Source organism: Hymenobacter amundsenii (assembly GCF_002204745.1).
In the GTDB taxonomy this organism is placed as follows: Bacteria; Bacteroidota; Bacteroidia; order Cytophagales; family Hymenobacteraceae; genus Hymenobacter; species Hymenobacter amundsenii.
In genome coordinates, this window is the sequence record NZ_NIRR01000006.1 from 113,254 (window position 1) to 129,411 (window position 16,158).

A 16,158-nucleotide genomic window follows, 5' to 3' on the forward strand; every position below is an offset into this window, starting at 1 on the left:
TGTTCGGCAAGTCGCGGCCCCAATTTTTCGCAATTACCCGCGTGCCCAAACTGCCTCCCCGCCGCTTCCTGTTCCTGCTCGGCAGTACTCGCCGCGCCGGCAACAGCGAATTGCTGGCCCGCCACGCGGCCCGGTTTCTGCCCGCCACCACCGAGCAACAATGGCTGTTTCTGGCTGATTTCGACCTGCCGCCGTTCGTAGATCTACGCCACGATGCCCCCTATCCCGTCCCCACCGAACCGGCCAAAACACTGCTCGACGCCACGCTGTGGGCCACCGATCTGGTGCTGGTAACGCCCCTCTACTGGTACACCGTTTCAGTACCGGCCAAGCTCTACCTCGATTACTGGAGTGCCTGGCTACGCACGCCCGGCGTGGAGTTTAAGGGCCGGATGCGGGATAAAACCTTCTGGGCCGTAGTCGTCAGCAGCGGCAGCGCCGAGGAAGCCCTGCCCCTGCGCGAAACCCTCCAGCTCAGCGCTAACTACATGGGCATGCCCTGGGGTGGCTACTTGCTGGGCAACGGCTCCCGCCCCGGCGACGTGCTCCGGGATGCGGCCGCGTTACGGACGGCGGAAAGCTTCTTCGGCGGCTAGGCCGACCTTCCGCTCACTTGATGGCCCCGTACACGGCATCTCCTATTTTTTCCAGGTCGCCGGTGTCGGTGTTGCAGAGGATGATGACGGCAGTGGTGAAATCGGGCGTGGTCAGGAGCAGAGAGTTGAAGCCATCGATGCTGCCGCGGCGCTCCAGCACCGGACGGGGAAACGTACGGTCGTTGTAGTAAAAACCGATGGTGGGGCGGCCCCGGGTGTAATCAAGAAAGTCAGGCTGCTGGGGCTGGGTCAGGAGCCGTTGGGTGGTTTGGGGCCGGAGCAGGCGGTTGGTTTGCAACGCTTCCACCAGCTTAGCCAAGTCGCCGACTGTTGAATAAACGGCCCCCGCGCCCGCGTAATTCGAAAGCTCCCGCGAATCATTTTGCAGTGGTTCTTTGGGGTTTCCCTCCCCGAAAGTATAGTTGTGGTAGCCGTAGGCCAGGTTCGGAACGATGCGGCTGTCAGTCAGAACGCCGGTGTTTTTCATGTCCAGCGGCGTCAGAATGGCTTCCTGCAAGAGCACCGGAAACGACTTACCAGAAACTACTTCCAGCACCCGGGTCAGCAGGATATAATCGACGTTGTTGTAATTAAAAACGGGGGTTGGCTTTGCCTCATCCCGAACCACGTAAGTCCGCACAAATTCCGCCGTTGGCAGCCGGGTGGTGTAGACGTTTACCGGCTCATTTTTTAAACCGGAGTAATGAGTCAACAGACTCAAAAGCGTAACATTCCGGCAGTCGGGCGGGAGGTCGGGCAGGTAAGCCGCCGCTTTATCCGTCAGCTTCAGCCGGCCCTGCTCCTGCAGTTGCAGCACCAGCAGCGCGGTCAGCGTCTTGGTCATGGAGGCAATCGGGAACCGGGTGCTGTCAGTAACCGGCACTGCAAATTGCCAGTTGGCCCGGCCCCGGTTCACGCGGGCCACCACCCGGCCGTGCTGCACCACCAGCGCCGCCCCGCTGAAACGGCCGGCAGCCGCCTCAGCGGCCAGGATGTCTTCCACCGGATGCTGGGCGGCCACGGGCCAGGGAAGCAGTAGTAAAACCAGTAACAGATAGCGCATAAGGCGCTGAAAGTACGACGGCCGTTTCGATTACGCCTCACTTGGCGGGCGCGTGCAACACGCCCCTACTTCCCTAATAGCTTGGCCACGTACTTGCCCACGATGTCGAATTCCAGGTTCACCCGGTCGCCGGGGCGCAGGTCCTGGAAGGTGGTGTGCTCGTAGGTGTAGGGAATGATGGCGACGCTGAAACCGTCGTCGGTGCTGTTGAAGCAGGTGAGGCTGGTGCCGTTGATGCAGATGGAGCCTTTTTCCACCGTCACGCGGCCGGGGCCGGCTTCGTGGCGGAAGCGGTAGAGCCAGCTGCCGTTCTGGTCCTCCACCGACTCGCAGGTGGCGGTCAGGTCGACGTGACCCTGCACGATGTGGCCGTCGAAGCGGCCGTTGGCGGCCAGGCAGCGCTCCAGGTTCACGCGGCGGCCGGGGGTCCAACTGCTCAGGTTGGTCTTTTGCAGCGTTTCATCAATGGCCGTGACGACGTGGGTGCCGGCCGCGCCTTCGAGGGCTACCACCGTCAGGCATACGCCATCGTGGGCCACGCTCTGGTCAATTTTGAGCTCCGCAGCGAAGTCAGATTCAACCGTGAAATGGATGTTGGTACCCTCGCGCCGCACATCGGTAATGGTGCCTAAAGTTTCGATGATGCCAGTGAACATGAAGTGTTGTGTTGGTTTTCGTGATTTGACAATCCATCTATATAACCGTCCAACCAGCCCGAATTGGTATGTTCCCGCGATTATAGATATGGCTTTGGATTTTCAGTGGCTTAAACATTGTCTTAATTTTTGTGACAAGATTTTGCCGATTAGTTACCCGATTCTGCCGCTTAAATCTGGATTCGTTAGCAAACAAGTCTTCTTCAAGAAACAGTACTAGTTCCAACTTGTCAGGCAGCGGCACCAGATATTCTGCCAGGGGCAATATATCTGCGCGTCCTGTTCTGAGTCCTAAGTATAGTCCGCTGATAGTATGCAAGGTTTTTTGTCCAACCTCCTCAGCTAATTCGCCGGTAGTGATGCGTTTACGATTCTCAACGTCATAGCCTCGAAAGTCCTTTATCTCCACTAATATTAGCCGCCGGTTACGCGGGTCAGCGGCTACGATATCTACTGCTTTCAGGTCTCTGAAATGCCGGTCAAGCTCTTGCTTGTAGAACCCATTTTCCGCGTCGTACTTCAATGCGACCCACTCGTTCGGAAAAGAAAGCGTCAGATTACCTTCAGTTATCGTTGGCATCCTCCCGATCTAATACCTCCTGAAAACGATCAGCCAAATCCAGTTCCGCATCCAGTGAGGTAACATCTGGCAGTTGCTCCAGGTCATCAGTGGTCGTGACTACGGACCCGTGGCCCGGTTGGTCATTAAGCCCGAAATAGCGAACTGGCAGAGAGTGTTGAACAGATTGAATGTGCAGCTCTTTCAGCAAGAACAGGCTATGCGTTGCCAGAATAACCTGAAAACCCTGTTGCGCTAATGCGGCCAGTATTGCCGCTATCTTCTTTATTAGCGCCGGGTTTAAATTAGCTTCCGGCTCATCCCAGAATAGGGTTGAACGTGGCGTGAGGCTACCATTAGCCAATAGTTTTTGTAGGGTGCCAAACTTACGTAGCCCTTCAGCCACCAAATTCATCTCCACCCGTTTCTGCCTGGCAGTAGCTAAGTAGTACCGCCCACCCTCTTCTTCAACTTCGCCGCCTAGTAAATTGGTCAGCGTTGCTATGGCCATTTTTGCCGCTGATTCTGGCCGTTGGAGTGAAAGCCGGCTGAGTTGTTTTAGCAGATCCAGGTAGGTTTCGTCGATAGGCAACTTGAGCTGTTCAGAAGCTTGCACCATCCAACCAAGTGTTAATATTTCTTTTGCAGGAATGAATACAGGCGGAGCTAACTGCTGCAATAATTCTGCAAATAGCACTGACTTTATTCGCTTATTCTTCCACGTTCTTTTTTCTGAGAATCCTAACTGTCGCGTTAGGTCCGATAACTCAGAACGATTGCCCACAGTATAGGTTACTGAACATGATACAGGCAAAGTTTCACGTCGGATAAGTTCACTGCTTGGGTGCTGAAACGACCTTTCTAACTTCGTTTCCAGCTTTATGTCAAGATTATTAAGATCCCAGGATTCTACTAAGACAGGCACTTCTGTTCCTCGCCTTAGTTTCTGCAATTCACGTAGCTTCTGTAACTCATTCATTACATTAGATAGCACCGCATAGCCTACTTTCAGTACGTGGCTCTTGCCCGTACCATTGGTACCCACTACCACGTTCAGTCCGGGGCCAAACTCAAACTCAGCCTTGGCAAAAACAGTGAAATTTTCTAGTTGCAGGCGTTTCAGCATAAGTCAAAAGTACGAAATCAAACCGGGCTGGTAGGATACAAACTCAGCTTTTTACACCCACTCTCTGCCACCTCACTTACCCCGGCCCTCAATAATAATCTTGAGCGTGTAGAGCAGTACCCGGAAGTCCATGGCCAGGCTCATGTTTTCGATGTAGAGGATGTCGAATTTGAGACGCTCGACCATCTGGGCTACGGTTTCGGCATAGCCGTACTTAACTTGGCCAAGGCTGGTGAGGCCGGGGCGCACGCGGTGCAGGTGGCGGTAGTGGGGCGCGATTTGCACAATCTGGTCGATAAAGAAGCGGCGCTCGGGACGCGGGCCGACGATGCTCATATCGCCCTTAATCACATTCCAGAACTGGGGCAACTCATCGAGGCGGACCCGGCGCATGAACCGGCCCCACTTGGTGATGCGCGGGTCGTGGTCGGACGACAATGCCGGCCCCTGCTTCTCGGCATCGACGAACATGGAGCGAAACTTATAGATGCGAAAAGGCTCGGCGTTGCGCCCGATGCGCTCCTGCGAATAGAACACCGGCCCCGGCGAAGACAGCTTCACCATAATGGCCGTAAAGGCGTACACCGGCCAGGCCAGCAGCAGAAACAGCACCGAGCCTACCACATCGATCAGGCGCTTGGCCACCTTCTGCCAGAGCGGCAGCAGGTCCTGCTTGATTTCGATCAGGGGCGTGCCGAACACGTGGCTCACTTTCACCGAGCCGAGCAGCATCTGGTAGAGGTCGGGCAGGATGCTGATGCGGGCGGGCGTGCCTTCGAGTAGGGTTAAGATTTCTTCAATCACGCGGTGCTCGCCGGGCTCAATGGCAATCACAATCTGCTCTACGTTGAGTTGCGCCACTAGGGCCGGCAGCTGGCGGTAGGAGCCGCAGTCGGGGAGCTCGGCGGCCAGCTGGGCATCGGCGGCGGCTCCGGCCACGGGCGTAAAGCCCACCAGCCGCAGGCCCAGGTGGCGGCCGGTGCGGCGCAGCTCCTCGAATGTATCGCGGGCCAGCACGCCGGAACCCACCAGCAGTGTATTGAAGCTGATGACGCCCCCCCGCACGAGCCCCTGCACGCTGCTCACGGCCCAAACCCGCAGCAACACTGTGATGGTGAAGTGCAGCAGAAAGTAGGCGGAAATCGTTTTGTAGTAGTTGTGGTAGTTCTGCACGCCCTGGTCGTCGAGCAGCAGCACGAAGAAGATGATGATGGCCCCCAGAAAGGATACTTGGCTCAGGCGGATGACTTCGCCCAGGCGCGACTTGCGAAAAATGTCGCTGTACTCGCCCAGCAGGGCATAAAGGCCCGTCCAGAAGGCGGCAATCATCAGGGCCGAACCGGCCAGAAAGGCGGCATCGGCGGCGAAGTGATAATCGGAGCTGATTTCGCGCAGCAGGTACTTGCGCACCAGAAAAAAGCATACCCACGCCAACAGCGCCCCTGCGAAGTCGGCGGCTATCAGCTTCAGTTTTTGGAGAGTACGAATCAAGGGTGGGCGGGGTAAACGAATCGGCGGACCAAGGAAGGGCTTTTTTGGCCACAAAGCCGTATTTTTACGCTTTAGCCAAATCTAACCCGTTGGCCGGGACTTTTTTTCGGCGTTGCGCAAAGGTAGGAAATACCCGTTAGCCACCCCCACGGCCCGGCTGATGTCCGGCACCCGCTTCCTCTGCTCCCTGGCCCTTCCCGCTTATGTCCGCCGACGCCGATACCTACCGCCACCGAGGAATGCGCCGCGCTCTGGTAGAAGAGCTGCGCCGCAAGGGCATCCGCGACGCGCAGGTGCTGGCCGCCATCGGTACCGTGCCGCGCCACCAGTTTTTTGCCTCGGCCTTCCAGCCTCACGCCTACCACGACAAAGCCTTTCCCATCGGCGAGGGCCAAACCATTTCGCAGCCCTATACGGTGGCCTACCAGACCGAGCTGCTGAACATCGGGCCCCACGACCGGGTGCTCGAAATCGGGACGGGCTCGGGCTACCAGTGCTGCGTGCTGCTCGAACTCACGCCCCACGTGTTCAGCATCGAGTACAACCCGGTGCTGTTCGAGCGCACCGCCCGCCGCCTGGCCCTGCTGCCCCACCCGCCCCAACTGTTCTGCGGCGACGGCTCGCTGGGCCTGCCCCAGCACGCGCCGTTCGATAAAATCCTCGTCACGGCCGGCTCGCCCACGCTGCCCCGGCCCCTGCTGCGCCAGCTGCGCGTGGGCGGGGCGCTGGTGATTCCGGTCGGCGACGCCGTCAGCCAGCGCATGGTGCGGGTGGTACGCGAGAGTGAGAACGAGTTTTCGCGCCAGGAGCTGGAAGAGTTCCGCTTTGTGCCCCTGCTGGGCAAAGCCGGCTGGGGCAGCGGTGACTGAGTGACTCAGTCACTCAGTCACCGCTTACCTTTGTCCTTTCTTTAGTTGAAATCAATCTTCCCTGATGACCCGCAAACCCAAGCCCGTTAAAGACTCGTTCGTTCGGATGACCGAGTTGGTACTGCCCAACGATACCAACACGCTCAACAACCTGATGGGCGGCCGCATGATGCACCTGATGGACGTGGCCGCCGCCATTTCGGCCCAGCGCCACTCCAACCGCATCGTCGTTACGGCCTCGGTCGACAACGTGTCGTTCCGCGAAGGCATCAAGCTCGGGAGCGTTATCACGCTCGAAGCCCAGGTGACCCGCTCGTTCAGCTCCAGCATGGAGGTGCACATCAACGTGTGGTCGGAAGACATTCCGAGCGGCACGAAGGTGAAGTCCAACGAAGCCTTCTTCACCTTCGTGGCCGTCGACCAGTCGGGCCGCCCGATTGATGTGCCCGATGCCGTGCCCGAAACGGCCGAGGAGCAGGCGATGTTCGAGGGGGCGTTGCGCCGCCGCCAGCTGCGCCTGGTGCTGGGTGGCCGCATGGCCCCCCAGGAGGCCACCGAGCTCAAAGCCCTCTTCGACCTGGTTGCCCAAGCCGCCGAAGACGAGCCAGCGGGCTGAGTTGCCAGTTGCCAGTTGCCAGAGTGATACGTCAGGCGGAGCATGGCCTACCACTCTGGCAACTGTTACAGAATCTCAGCTCCGCTACCACATATTGCCCTGACGCCTTTCTTTCGCTGTAACTTATGGATAATGCTGCCACGCTCGCTTTCTTCCAGAACTTCTACACCGAAGCGTCTCTCTACGTAGCGCCGGCCGTTGCTGATGCTTTGGCTACGGCGCCGCTGGTCGTTCCCGCGGTTGCGCCTCTGGCCCCAGCCGCCGCGGCCCCGCTACCGCCCAAACCCGAGCCAGTTCCACTGCCACCGTTGCCCCCGGCCGTAGCGCCCATCGTGGCTCCGCGGCCCACGCCGGTAGCGGCCCCGGTGGCCGCCGCCCCAGTGCCAGCGGCGCCCGCTGCTACTCCCACCGAAACTACCGCACCGGCTCCCAACCGGGCCGCCGTAACGCTTACGCTGGCCCAATTACCGGCGGCGCCCACCGCGCCGCCTTCCCAGCCGGGCCGGGTGCAGCCCACGCCCACCCAGTCGCCGGTGGCGCACATCCCGTTTTCCACGCTGGGCAGCAACGTTGGCGGCCTCGTGGTGCTGGTACGGCTCCCCGACGAGCAGTTCCGCAAGCTGCCGCGCAATGTGTTCCTCAACAACCTGCTCAAAGCCCTGCGCCTGATCGTGGAGGACGTGGTGCTGGTAAACGTGGAGCACGCCAGCTACCCGGTAGCCCTGTGCAGCCTGCGCCAGCAGCTGGCAGCCCGGCAGTTCCTGGCCTTCGGCAAGAACCTGCTCGACGTGGCCGTGTACACGACGCAGCCCTACGAACCGGTACTACTCTACGGCGACACGGCCTTCCTCGGGGGCAGCGAAATCGAGCTCCTCGAATACGACGCCGGCCGCAAAAAGAAGCTCTGGCAGGGCGTGCAGCGGATGTTTGGGGTGTAGTGAGATAAAAAGAAATTCAGGCCAGTAACTACGCGGCCAGCGGGCAGTATATGAGCATCCGAGTCTCTTATCTCGCGGCGGGCCTGTTCCTGCCGCTGCTGCTCTCGTGCAGCACCAGCCCTACCCCAGTCGGTTCATCCAGTAGTCCGATAGTTCCATCCCAGGAATTGTATACCATCCTACAGCAATTCCTGGCTGCCGATACGCTGAATGATTATCCTAAAATCCATGCGGCACTTATCGCGCAGGACACCATAGCAGGTAAGCTTTCAATCCAGCTTTGGGACGAATATAACTCCGGCGGGGAGATTAGGTCATTTCCTCTGACGGCCTGGAAAGTTGACGGGAAGATCATCTTTGTTTTTACCGGTCTGGAAACGGTAGCCGTAGGTGGTGATACCACCTATCACCACCTGATAAGAGAAACCGCTTTAGCCAACGAGGATAAAATATGGTCGCCGCATTTCCGATGTTGGCGCATTGATATGCAGGACCAAAAGATTATCCGCATCAATAAGCAGGTCGCCTTTTCCTCTTTTAATAGCCTCAACCGTTTAGCTCCGCCGCCTCCACCGCCAGTTCTTATCCACCCTTAACGCCTAACCGGCTGCTACTTTGACGTTATTCCCAGATAACTGCAGACATGAAAGCTCCATAAAAAACGGCCAGCCGCTCCCGCGACTGGCCGTTTCTGTGTTGCTGATTAGACTATCTGTCAACCGACATCTTTCTGCGATGCGCGAAGCTGGAGCTTCGCGCTACAATCGTTTTGCGTCAGTCCTATCCGGCCGAAACCACTACTTCAACACCGAGGCCAGCTTGGCTTCCAGCTCGGCACCGCGCAGGTTTTTGCCCACGATGCGGCCCTGAGGGTCGAGCAGAATGGAGGCCGGGATGGACTTGATGCCGTAGGTCTGGCCGGCGGCCGATTCCCAGCCTTTCAGGTCCGAAACGTGCTTCCAGGTGAGGCCATCGGCCTGAATGGCTTTGAGCCATTTGGCCCGGTCCTGGTCGAAGCTCACGCCGTAGATTTCAAAGCCCGGGCCCATATTCTTATACTTGTTGTAAGCCCGCACCACGTTAGGATTCTCGCGGCGGCAGGGGCCGCACCAGCTGGCCCAGAAGTCGATGAGCACGTACTTGCCGCGCAGGCTGGTGAGGGCCAGTGGCGCCCCCTCGGGCGTAGCCAGGCTGATTTCGGGCGCCGTAGCGCCCATCGTCGTCGTCCGCAGCCCATCGAGGCGGGTAACCAGGCTCTTGGTATAGCGGGAGTTAGGGGCGGTAACCTTCAACTGAGTCGCTACGGAGTCGGCCAAGGCGAAGCTTTCGTCGGGGTTGAGCACGTTGGCCACCACGAAACCCGACACGATAGAACCGGGGTTCTGGCGCACGAGCCGCATAATCTGCTGCTGGCCCTGGCGCTGCAGCGTTTCGGCCTGCTGCTGGATGGCCTGCATCGAATCGGTACGGCCGGCCTGGGCGGCGGCGGCGTAGCGCTGCTCCAAGCGGGGCATGGTTTGCTGCAACTGCCGCTGATTGGCTTCGGCAGCCTGGTTGATGCGGCGTAGCAGCTCCGAATCGGGGGAGCCCTGCACGGTGTAGGTGGCGGGCAGCTTTTGGGCGTCGCCGGCGAGCTGCACCCGCTGGCCGGGGCCGAGCACCACCAAGGCCTGGTTCTGGTCGGTGGTTTTCACCTGGTAGAGACCGGCCTCAGCCACCGTCCCGGCAAACTTAAACTGCCCTTTGTCGTCGGTGGTAGCCGTGTCGCGCGATACGAACTGGGTGTCGCCCAGCTCGGCCAGGTACACCTTGGTGCCCGCCGGCGCGTTCTGGAGCTGCCCGCGCAGCTCGTAGCCGCTGGCATCGGCCGCACTGGCCGTGGTGGGGGTCGACGTCTTGTTGCAGGCGTTAGTCATGCCCAGCAGGGCACCAAAATAGAGCAGGCTCTTCATAGTCGTCATTGATCAGGAAGCAAGTCGACCGGCGGGCCGGTCGGGAGGTTGGGTCGAAGGACGCGGAAACGGTCCGCAAGTTGCCCAATTCGGGCGAACTTCCGGCCCCGCCCGCCCAACGCTGCCAGCGCCGCAGTGGGTTCCCACCGCTAATCGAGGGGAATGAATTCGGCAATCTTCTGCCCCAACGCACGGCCGCGCAGGTCGCGGGCCAGCTCGTGGCCCTGGGGGTCGAGCAGCACGGTCAGGGGTACTTGCTGCACGCCGTAGGCCCGGGCAATGGTTCCATCTAGCCCCTGGGCCGCGGACACCACAGGCCATTCCAGCGAATCAGCTGCCACCGAGCCGGCCGGATTATCATCGAGAAACACGCTCACCACTTCCAGCCCCCGACTATGAAACTGGCCGTATACTTTACGCAGGTTCGCGTTTTCGGCCCGGCAGGCGGCGCAGTTGTGGGCCCGAAAATCGAGCAGCACGTAGCTGCCCCGCAGCTGGTGCAGCATACGCGGCGCGCCGGCTGTAGTAGAAAGAGCGAAATCGGGCGACAGGGGCCGGGTTTGTTCGCGCGTAACGGCGGCCGTGCCCGACCGGGCCGGGGCCCCGAGCCGCTGGCAGGCAGCCGTAAATAGTAGCAGCAGAAGTCCCGAGCAGAGGCCGCGCATAGTGTAAGAGGGGGTGTAGGAGGGCGTAATAAACGTAATTCCCCGCTTATACTCGTCGCACACAGAGGTCCTGCCCGCCCCAGGAACCGCCAACGCCACCAGCTGAACTGGTGCGTTGGCGGAAAAGCAACAGTCTTACCTAATTCGATAGGACATAGCCGCAGCTACCCGTCGAGGTGCTGGCGCAGGAGCTGGTTGGCGAGTTTGGGGTCGGCCTTGCCGCCGGTGAGCTTCATCAACTCGCCCATAAACATGCCGGTCAGGCTCTTTTTACCGGCCCGGTACTCGGCTACCTTGGCCGGGTTGGCGTCGAGCACTTGGGCAATCATGGCTTCCAGCGCCCCGGAGTCCGACTGCTGCAACAGGCCCTGGGCCTCAGCGGCCGCAGCGGCCGACTGGCCGGGGTTGTCGAGCAGGTAGGGGAACAACTGCTTGCTGGCCACCGACTGGCCAACCTTGTTTGCATCGATGAGCCCAATGATATCGGCCAGGTGCTGGGCCGAAAGCGGGAACTGGTCGAGGGTGAGGGCCCGCTCGTTGAGGAAGGCCTTTACCGGGCCGGTTACCCAGTTGGCAGCAGCTTTGGCGTTGGGCGTGAGGCGGGTCAGCTCGTCGAAATACAGGGCCAGCTCCTTCTCGGCCGTGAGCACCGAGGCGTCGTAATCCGAGAGGCCCAGCTCGCCGGTAAAGCGGGCGTAGAGCTGCTGGGGCAGCGCGGGCATCTGCTGCTGCATCCGGTGCAGCCAGGCGTCGTCGATGATAACCGGTGGCAGGTCGGGCTCGGGGAAGTAGCGGTAATCGTTAAGCGTTTCCTTGCTGCGCTGCCCGACGGTAGTTCCGCTCGGCGCGTCGAAACCGCGGGTCTGGCTGTCGATAACCTCGCCGGCTTCGAGCAGCTCAATCTGGCGCTCAATCTCGTACTCGATGGCCCGCTGCACGTTACGGAAGGAGTTCATGTTCTTCACCTCCACCTTCACCCCGAACTCGGGGGCGCCGTGCAGCATCACGCTCACGTTGGCATCGCAGCGCAGCGAGCCTTCCTCCATGTTGCCGTCGCAGATGCCCAGATACTCCACCAGCTTCTTGATTTCGGCCAGGTAGGCGTAGGCTTCCTCCGAGTTGCGGATGTCGGGTTCGCTCACGATTTCGATGAGCGGCACGCCGGCCCGGTTCAAATCCACGAGCGTTTCCACTTCGCCGGCCAGGTGCATGCTCTTGCCCGCGTCCTCCTCCATGTGGATGCGCGTCACGCCGATTTGCTTGGTCGAGCCATCGGCGAGGCGGATTTCCACGTGGCCGTCGTGGCAGATCGGGGTTTTGTCCTGGGTTATCTGGTAGCCCTTGGGCAGATCGGGGTAGAAGTAGTTCTTGCGCGCAAACAGGTTGTCGCGCCGGATGTGGCAGTTGGTGGCCAGGCCCATTTTCATGGCAAACTCGATGGCCGAGTGGTTGACCTTGGGCAGCGTGCCGGGGTGGCCGAGCGTAATGACGCTCAAGTTATGGTTGGGCAGGGCGCCGTACTCGTTTTCATCCGAGGAGTACATTTTGCTGCGTGTAAGCAGCTGGGCGTGTACTTCGAGCCGATGACGGGCTGGTATTTGGCTTTGATATGTTCGTGCATGAATCACAGATTACCGCTGATTTTACCGCGGATTGCGCTGATTGAGGGTGCTAAGGTAGATAGATGGAGACTGGGAGCTATCAATAATCTTCTCTATTAAAGAAATGACAAAAGCGTAACACTCGAGAATTATGCTGTTCAATGTAAAGAAGTATAACGTAATGGCCCTCTAAACTTCCCCATTTTGAGCGCAGTCCACGCGACGTTCTTACGATTACCGGATAATAGCGCATTGCCTATCCACATACAGTGACCCATCTGGATTAGGTGGTTCAACTAGTTCCTTAATGAGCCTATGAAAGTCTTCAAATTCACGGTTCTTCGCCTCCCGAGCTCGCACTCATAAAAACTGAATAACTGTCCAATCAAAAGCAATTCCAGCACCTAATGCACTTATAGCATGTCCATACTTAGTTAACAGTCGAAGTATCTCATTCATCTAATACGAAACTTTGACTTAGTACTGATTAACTGCTTTACTGACGTTATACCTTGGTATTGAGTTGATGGTAACCCCCAAAAGGCATAATACTAAAATATGAAGTCAGCTATTTCTCATAGTGGTACCGACAGGAAACGACGAACAGGTTGACATCATCGACGCGGTACACCAACCGGTGCTCCTGCGTAATCCGGCGTGACCACAGACCCGCCAGTTGCCCCCGCAGGCCTTCCGGCTTGCCGGTTCCCTCAAACGGCATCCGTTGACACTCCTTCAATAGTTGATTCAGCTTGCGCAGTGCGGTCTTATCGGTTTGCTGCCAATACTGATATTGTTCGAAAGCATCGGGGGAGAAAACCACGTTTCTCATTCCGACGCTGATAAGTCGACGGTGATTCCTTCGCCGCGCTCCAAATGGGCCAGCGACCGGGCCAGATGCGCCGCATTGGCCGGTGAAGCCAGCAGGTAATCGGTTGTGTCCGGCTCCGTTTTACCAACTGCTTTGGCGGCTTGCCCACGCAGACTCACAAACGGCAAGCTCCGCAACAACTCCAATATAAAGCTGGCACGGTGGTCGGGAACATCGAAGCTGATACGCATGGACAGTGAATATAATGAGAAAGTAAGTCACGAAAACAACGGAGCCTCCCGTTGGGGTTCCTAACCCGCCAGCTTCTCCCCCACCAGCGCCTCCGCCTTGCTGATGGCGTCGCTCAGGCCGGCCGCGTTCTTGCCGCCGGCCGTGGCGAAGAACGGCTGGCCACCGCCGCCGCCCTGGATTTCCTTGGCCAGCTCGCGCACCAAGGTGCTGGCGTTGAGCTTGCCGCCCTGCACCAGCTCGTCGTCGAGCATCACAGCCAGCTGGGGCTTGCCGTCGATTTCGGCGCCGAGCACGGCCACCAGGTTCGGCACTGACTGACGGAGGTTGAAGGCCAGGGTTTTGAGGCCGTCGGCAGAGGTTACCTGCACCTGGGCGGCCAGGAAGTTCACACCGTGCAGCGCCTTCACCTGCCCCACTAGCTGGTCTTTCTGCTGGTTGATGCTCTGCTGGGCGAAGCTCTCGATTTGCTTGCGCAGGGTGGCAATTTCCTCGGTCTGCTTCTCGATGCCGGGCAGCAGGTGCTGGGGGTTGCCAAGCGCCTCGCGCACCTGGGCCAGCAAATCCAGCTGCTGGTTCACGAAGGTTTCAGCGGCCTCGGCCGTTACGGCCTCAATGCGGCGCACGCCCGCCCCCACGGCGCTTTCAGAAGTTATTTTAAAGAAGCCGATGTCGCCGGTGGTGCGCACGTGGCAGCCACCGCAGAGCTCCACGGAGAAGTCGCGGTTGAAGGTGATGACACGCACGAACTCGCCGTACTTCTCCCCAAACAGCGCCGTGGCGCCCAGGTTCTTGGCCTCGTCGATGGGCACATTCCGGCGCTCATCCAGCGGAATCTGCTCCCGGATGCGCTCATTGACCAGCGTTTCCACCTGCCGCAGCTGGTCGTCGGTTACTTTGGTAAAGTGCGAGAAGTCGAAGCGCAGCAGCTTCTCGTTCACCAGCGAGCCTTTCTGAGCCACGTGGGAGCCCACTATTTCGCGCAATGCGGCCTGCAACAGGTGGGTGGCCGTGTGGTTGCGCATGATCTGGGCGCGGCGGGCGTGGTCGTAGCGGGCCGTGAACTCGGCGGTCAGGTCCTCGGGCAGCTCCAGCACGGTGTGCACAATCAGGTCGTTCTCCTTCTTAGTATCGAGCACGCGCACCTTGCTCAGGGGCGATTCGAGGTAGCCAGTGTCGCCAATCTGCCCGCCCGACTCGGCGTAGAACGGCGTCTGGTCGAGCACCACCTGGTACTCGGTTTTGCCTTTGCGGTCGGTGCGGCGGTAGCGCAGGATGCGGGCCGGGGCCTCGTCCTGGTCGTAGCCCACGAAGGCAGGCTGCTCCTCCGATTCGAGCACGATGGTCCAGTCGCTCTGCTCGGCCTCCTGGGCGTTGCGGGAGCGGTTTTTCTGGGCTGCCAGCGCCTGCTGAAAGCCTTCCTCATCCACCGTCAGGCCCTTTTCGCGGGCAATCAGGGCGGTGAGGTCGAGGGGAAAACCGAAGGTGTCCGACAGCTCGAAGGCCGTGGGGCCATCGATGCGGTTGCCCTGCTGGCGGAAGCCTTCTTCCAGGGAATCAATTCGGCGCAAACCGTTTTCGAGCGTCTTCAGAAAGCTAATTTCTTCCTCCTCAATCACGCGCTGCACAAACTGCTGCTGGGCCTTGAGCTCGGGGAAGATGTTGCGCATCTGGTCGGCCAGCACAGGCACGATTTTGTACAAAAACGGCTGTTTTTGGTTCAGGCTCGAAAACGCGTAGCGCACGGCCCGCCGCAGAATGCGCCGGATCACGTAGCCGGCCTTCACGTTGCTCGGCAGCTGCCCGTCGGCGATGGTGAAGCTGATGGTGCGGATGTGGTCGGCAATGACCCGGATGGCAATGTCGGTTTTCTCGTTCTCGGTGGTCGGCTGGTCGGTGACGGTGGCGGGGGAAGTGCCGTGGTACTCGATGCCGACTTCCTTGGCGATGAACTGAATGAGCGGCTGGAAGACGTCGGTATCGTAGTTGGATTTCACGCCCGATACAGCCATCATCAAACGCTCGAAGCCCATGCCCGTATCTACGTGCTGAGCAGGCAGTTTTACCAACGATTTGTCGGCCAGGCGCTGGAATTCCATGAACACGTTGTTCCAGATTTCCACTACTTGCGGGTGGTCGGCATTCACCAGCTCGGCCCCGGGTTTGGCGGCCCGCTCCTCGTCGGAGCGCAGGTCGATGTGGATTTCGGTGCAGGGGCCGCAGGGGCCGGTATCACCCATTTCCCAGAAGTTATCCTTCTTGTTGCCGGGCAGAATCCGGTCGTCGGTGGTGTAGATGCGCCACAGTTCCTGGGTTTCCGTATCGGGACCGAGGCCGTCGCCTTGGTCGCCCTCAAAGTAGGTTACGTAAAGGCGGTCCTTGTCGAGCTTGAACACGTCGGTGAGCAATTCCCAGGCCCAGGCAATGGCGTCCTTCTTGAAATAATCCCCAAACGACCAGTTGCCGAGCATCTCGAACATGGTGTGGTGGTAGGTGTCGTAGCCCACCTCTTCGAGGTCGTTGTGCTTACCGCTCACGCGCAGGCACTTCTGGGTATCGGCGATGCGCTTGAAGGGCGCGGGCTTGTTGCCCAGGAAGTAATCCTTGAACGGGGCCATGCCCGAGTTGATGAACAGCAGCGTGGGGTCGTCTTTGACCACGATGGGCGCCGAGGGCACGATGTGGTGGCCCTTGGAGGCGAAGAAGTCCAGGAACTGCTGGCGGACGTGGGCGGCGGTGGGGAGTGACATAGCGGAGGGGCGCATGGAAAGCACCCAGTCGGTGAACGGTGGAAACGGCCGGCTAAAACCAGAAATTGGCAGCGGCCGGGATTTTGGTTACTTTTCGCAAAAATAGGGATTAGGTATTAGCGCTTGGGAATTAGTTGCGGTGGGGCCTCTTTTTCAACCGCTACTTCCTGCTCCTCACCAGCCAGTATCAGTCCTCGGCAGTTACCCTCCTAAGCC

General features: G+C 59.4%; 15 protein-coding genes and 1 pseudogene. 5 read left to right on the forward strand and 11 right to left on the reverse strand.

Annotated elements, in window-relative coordinates; all coding sequences use genetic code 11:
- Positions 1-41 precede the first annotated feature (41 nt).
- Positions 42-596, forward strand: coding sequence for a flavodoxin family protein (locus CDA63_RS06170; RefSeq protein WP_199797504.1), 555 nt, complete (start codon positions 42-44; stop codon positions 594-596).
- A gap of 13 nt (positions 597-609) precedes the next feature.
- On the opposite strand, the gene CDA63_RS06175 is transcribed toward CDA63_RS06170, so the two are convergent.
- From CDA63_RS06175 to CDA63_RS06195, 5 genes are all read right to left on the reverse strand, one after another.
- Positions 610-1,659 carry a serine hydrolase domain-containing protein gene (locus tag CDA63_RS06175; RefSeq protein ID WP_088463579.1) on the reverse strand — a complete coding sequence of 350 codons (1,050 nt, stop codon included), beginning with the start codon at positions 1,657-1,659 and terminating at the stop codon, positions 610-612.
- Between the two features lie 65 nt (positions 1,660-1,724).
- On the reverse strand, positions 1,725-2,315 hold the full coding sequence (locus CDA63_RS06180; RefSeq protein WP_088463580.1) for a riboflavin synthase: 591 nt from the start codon (positions 2,313-2,315) through the stop codon (positions 1,725-1,727).
- Between the two features lie 37 nt (positions 2,316-2,352).
- Entirely contained in the window at positions 2,353-2,895 is a 543-nt protein-coding gene (locus tag CDA63_RS06185) for a hypothetical protein (RefSeq protein WP_126546751.1), read from the reverse strand.
- Positions 2,879-4,000: an AAA family ATPase gene (locus CDA63_RS06190; RefSeq protein WP_088463582.1), complete on the reverse strand. Its 1,122-nt coding sequence runs from the start codon at positions 3,998-4,000 to the stop codon at positions 2,879-2,881. Before CDA63_RS06190 ends, CDA63_RS06185 begins: the two co-directional genes overlap by 17 nt.
- 72 nt (positions 4,001-4,072) lie before the next feature.
- Positions 4,073-5,491, reverse strand: a complete 1,419-nt coding sequence (locus CDA63_RS06195) for a sugar transferase (RefSeq protein WP_242434569.1) — start codon at positions 5,489-5,491, stop codon at positions 4,073-4,075.
- Positions 5,492-5,694: 203 nt separating this feature from the next.
- Between CDA63_RS06195 and CDA63_RS06200 the strand changes: the two genes are divergently transcribed.
- From CDA63_RS06200 to CDA63_RS06215, 4 genes are all read left to right on the forward strand, one after another.
- Positions 5,695-6,360 (forward strand): protein-L-isoaspartate(D-aspartate) O-methyltransferase, encoded by a 666-nt coding sequence (locus tag CDA63_RS06200; RefSeq protein ID WP_088463583.1) that lies wholly within the window; start codon positions 5,695-5,697, stop codon positions 6,358-6,360.
- Positions 6,361-6,424: 64 nt separating this feature from the next.
- Positions 6,425-6,976 carry an acyl-CoA thioesterase gene (locus CDA63_RS06205; protein ID WP_088463584.1) on the forward strand — a complete coding sequence of 184 codons (552 nt, stop codon included), beginning with the start codon at positions 6,425-6,427 and terminating at the stop codon, positions 6,974-6,976.
- A gap of 125 nt (positions 6,977-7,101) precedes the next feature.
- Entirely contained in the window at positions 7,102-7,914 is an 813-nt protein-coding gene (locus CDA63_RS06210; protein WP_088463585.1) for a hypothetical protein, read from the forward strand.
- A 167-nt stretch (positions 7,915-8,081) separates the two neighbouring features.
- Positions 8,082-8,510, forward strand: coding sequence for a hypothetical protein (locus CDA63_RS06215; RefSeq protein ID WP_126546752.1), 429 nt, complete (start codon positions 8,082-8,084; stop codon positions 8,508-8,510).
- A gap of 201 nt (positions 8,511-8,711) precedes the next feature.
- On the opposite strand, the gene CDA63_RS06220 is transcribed toward CDA63_RS06215, so the two are convergent.
- From CDA63_RS06220 to alaS, 6 genes and pseudogenes are all read right to left on the reverse strand, one after another.
- On the reverse strand, positions 8,712-9,866 hold the full coding sequence (locus tag CDA63_RS06220) for a TlpA disulfide reductase family protein (protein ID WP_206780451.1): 1,155 nt from the start codon (positions 9,864-9,866) through the stop codon (positions 8,712-8,714).
- 149 nt (positions 9,867-10,015) lie between these two features.
- Positions 10,016-10,531, reverse strand: a complete 516-nt coding sequence (locus CDA63_RS06225) for a peroxiredoxin family protein (RefSeq protein ID WP_088463588.1) — start codon at positions 10,529-10,531, stop codon at positions 10,016-10,018.
- Positions 10,532-10,695: 164 nt separating this feature from the next.
- Positions 10,696-12,152, reverse strand: a pseudogene (gatB, locus tag CDA63_RS06230) (Asp-tRNA(Asn)/Glu-tRNA(Gln) amidotransferase subunit GatB).
- Between the two features lie 548 nt (positions 12,153-12,700).
- Positions 12,701-12,964, reverse strand: a complete 264-nt coding sequence (locus CDA63_RS06235) for a Txe/YoeB family addiction module toxin (protein WP_088463589.1) — start codon at positions 12,962-12,964, stop codon at positions 12,701-12,703.
- A complete protein-coding gene (locus CDA63_RS21065) occupies positions 12,961-13,194 on the reverse strand; it encodes a type II toxin-antitoxin system Phd/YefM family antitoxin (RefSeq protein WP_088463590.1) in 234 nt (77 codons plus the stop codon). Before CDA63_RS21065 ends, CDA63_RS06235 begins: the two co-directional genes overlap by 4 nt.
- A gap of 60 nt (positions 13,195-13,254) precedes the next feature.
- Positions 13,255-15,942, reverse strand: coding sequence for an alanine--tRNA ligase (gene alaS, locus CDA63_RS06245; protein WP_088463591.1), 2,688 nt, complete (start codon positions 15,940-15,942; stop codon positions 13,255-13,257).
- Between the last annotated feature and the right edge of the window lie 216 nt (positions 15,943-16,158).

Coding starts and splice junctions, on each gene's coding strand:
- CDA63_RS06200 (WP_088463583.1), top strand. CDS start 5,695: ATGTCCGCCGACGCCGATACCTACCGCCACCGAGGAATGCGCCGCGCT.
- CDA63_RS06220 (WP_206780451.1), bottom strand. CDS start 9,866: ATGAAGAGCCTGCTCTATTTTGGTGCCCTGCTGGGCATGACTAACGCC.
- CDA63_RS06210 (WP_088463585.1), top strand. CDS start 7,102: ATGGATAATGCTGCCACGCTCGCTTTCTTCCAGAACTTCTACACCGAA.
- CDA63_RS06190 (WP_088463582.1), bottom strand. CDS start 4,000: ATGCTGAAACGCCTGCAACTAGAAAATTTCACTGTTTTTGCCAAGGCT.
- CDA63_RS06175 (WP_088463579.1), bottom strand. CDS start 1,659: ATGCGCTATCTGTTACTGGTTTTACTACTGCTTCCCTGGCCCGTGGCC.
- CDA63_RS06235 (WP_088463589.1), bottom strand. CDS start 12,964: ATGAGAAACGTGGTTTTCTCCCCCGATGCTTTCGAACAATATCAGTAT.
- CDA63_RS06185 (WP_126546751.1), bottom strand. CDS start 2,895: ATGCCAACGATAACTGAAGGTAATCTGACGCTTTCTTTTCCGAACGAG.
- CDA63_RS21065 (WP_088463590.1), bottom strand. CDS start 13,194: ATGCGTATCAGCTTCGATGTTCCCGACCACCGTGCCAGCTTTATATTG.
- alaS (WP_088463591.1), bottom strand. CDS start 15,942: ATGTCACTCCCCACCGCCGCCCACGTCCGCCAGCAGTTCCTGGACTTC.
- CDA63_RS06205 (WP_088463584.1), top strand. CDS start 6,425: ATGACCCGCAAACCCAAGCCCGTTAAAGACTCGTTCGTTCGGATGACC.
- CDA63_RS06180 (WP_088463580.1), bottom strand. CDS start 2,315: ATGTTCACTGGCATCATCGAAACTTTAGGCACCATTACCGATGTGCGG.
- CDA63_RS06225 (WP_088463588.1), bottom strand. CDS start 10,531: ATGCGCGGCCTCTGCTCGGGACTTCTGCTGCTACTATTTACGGCTGCC.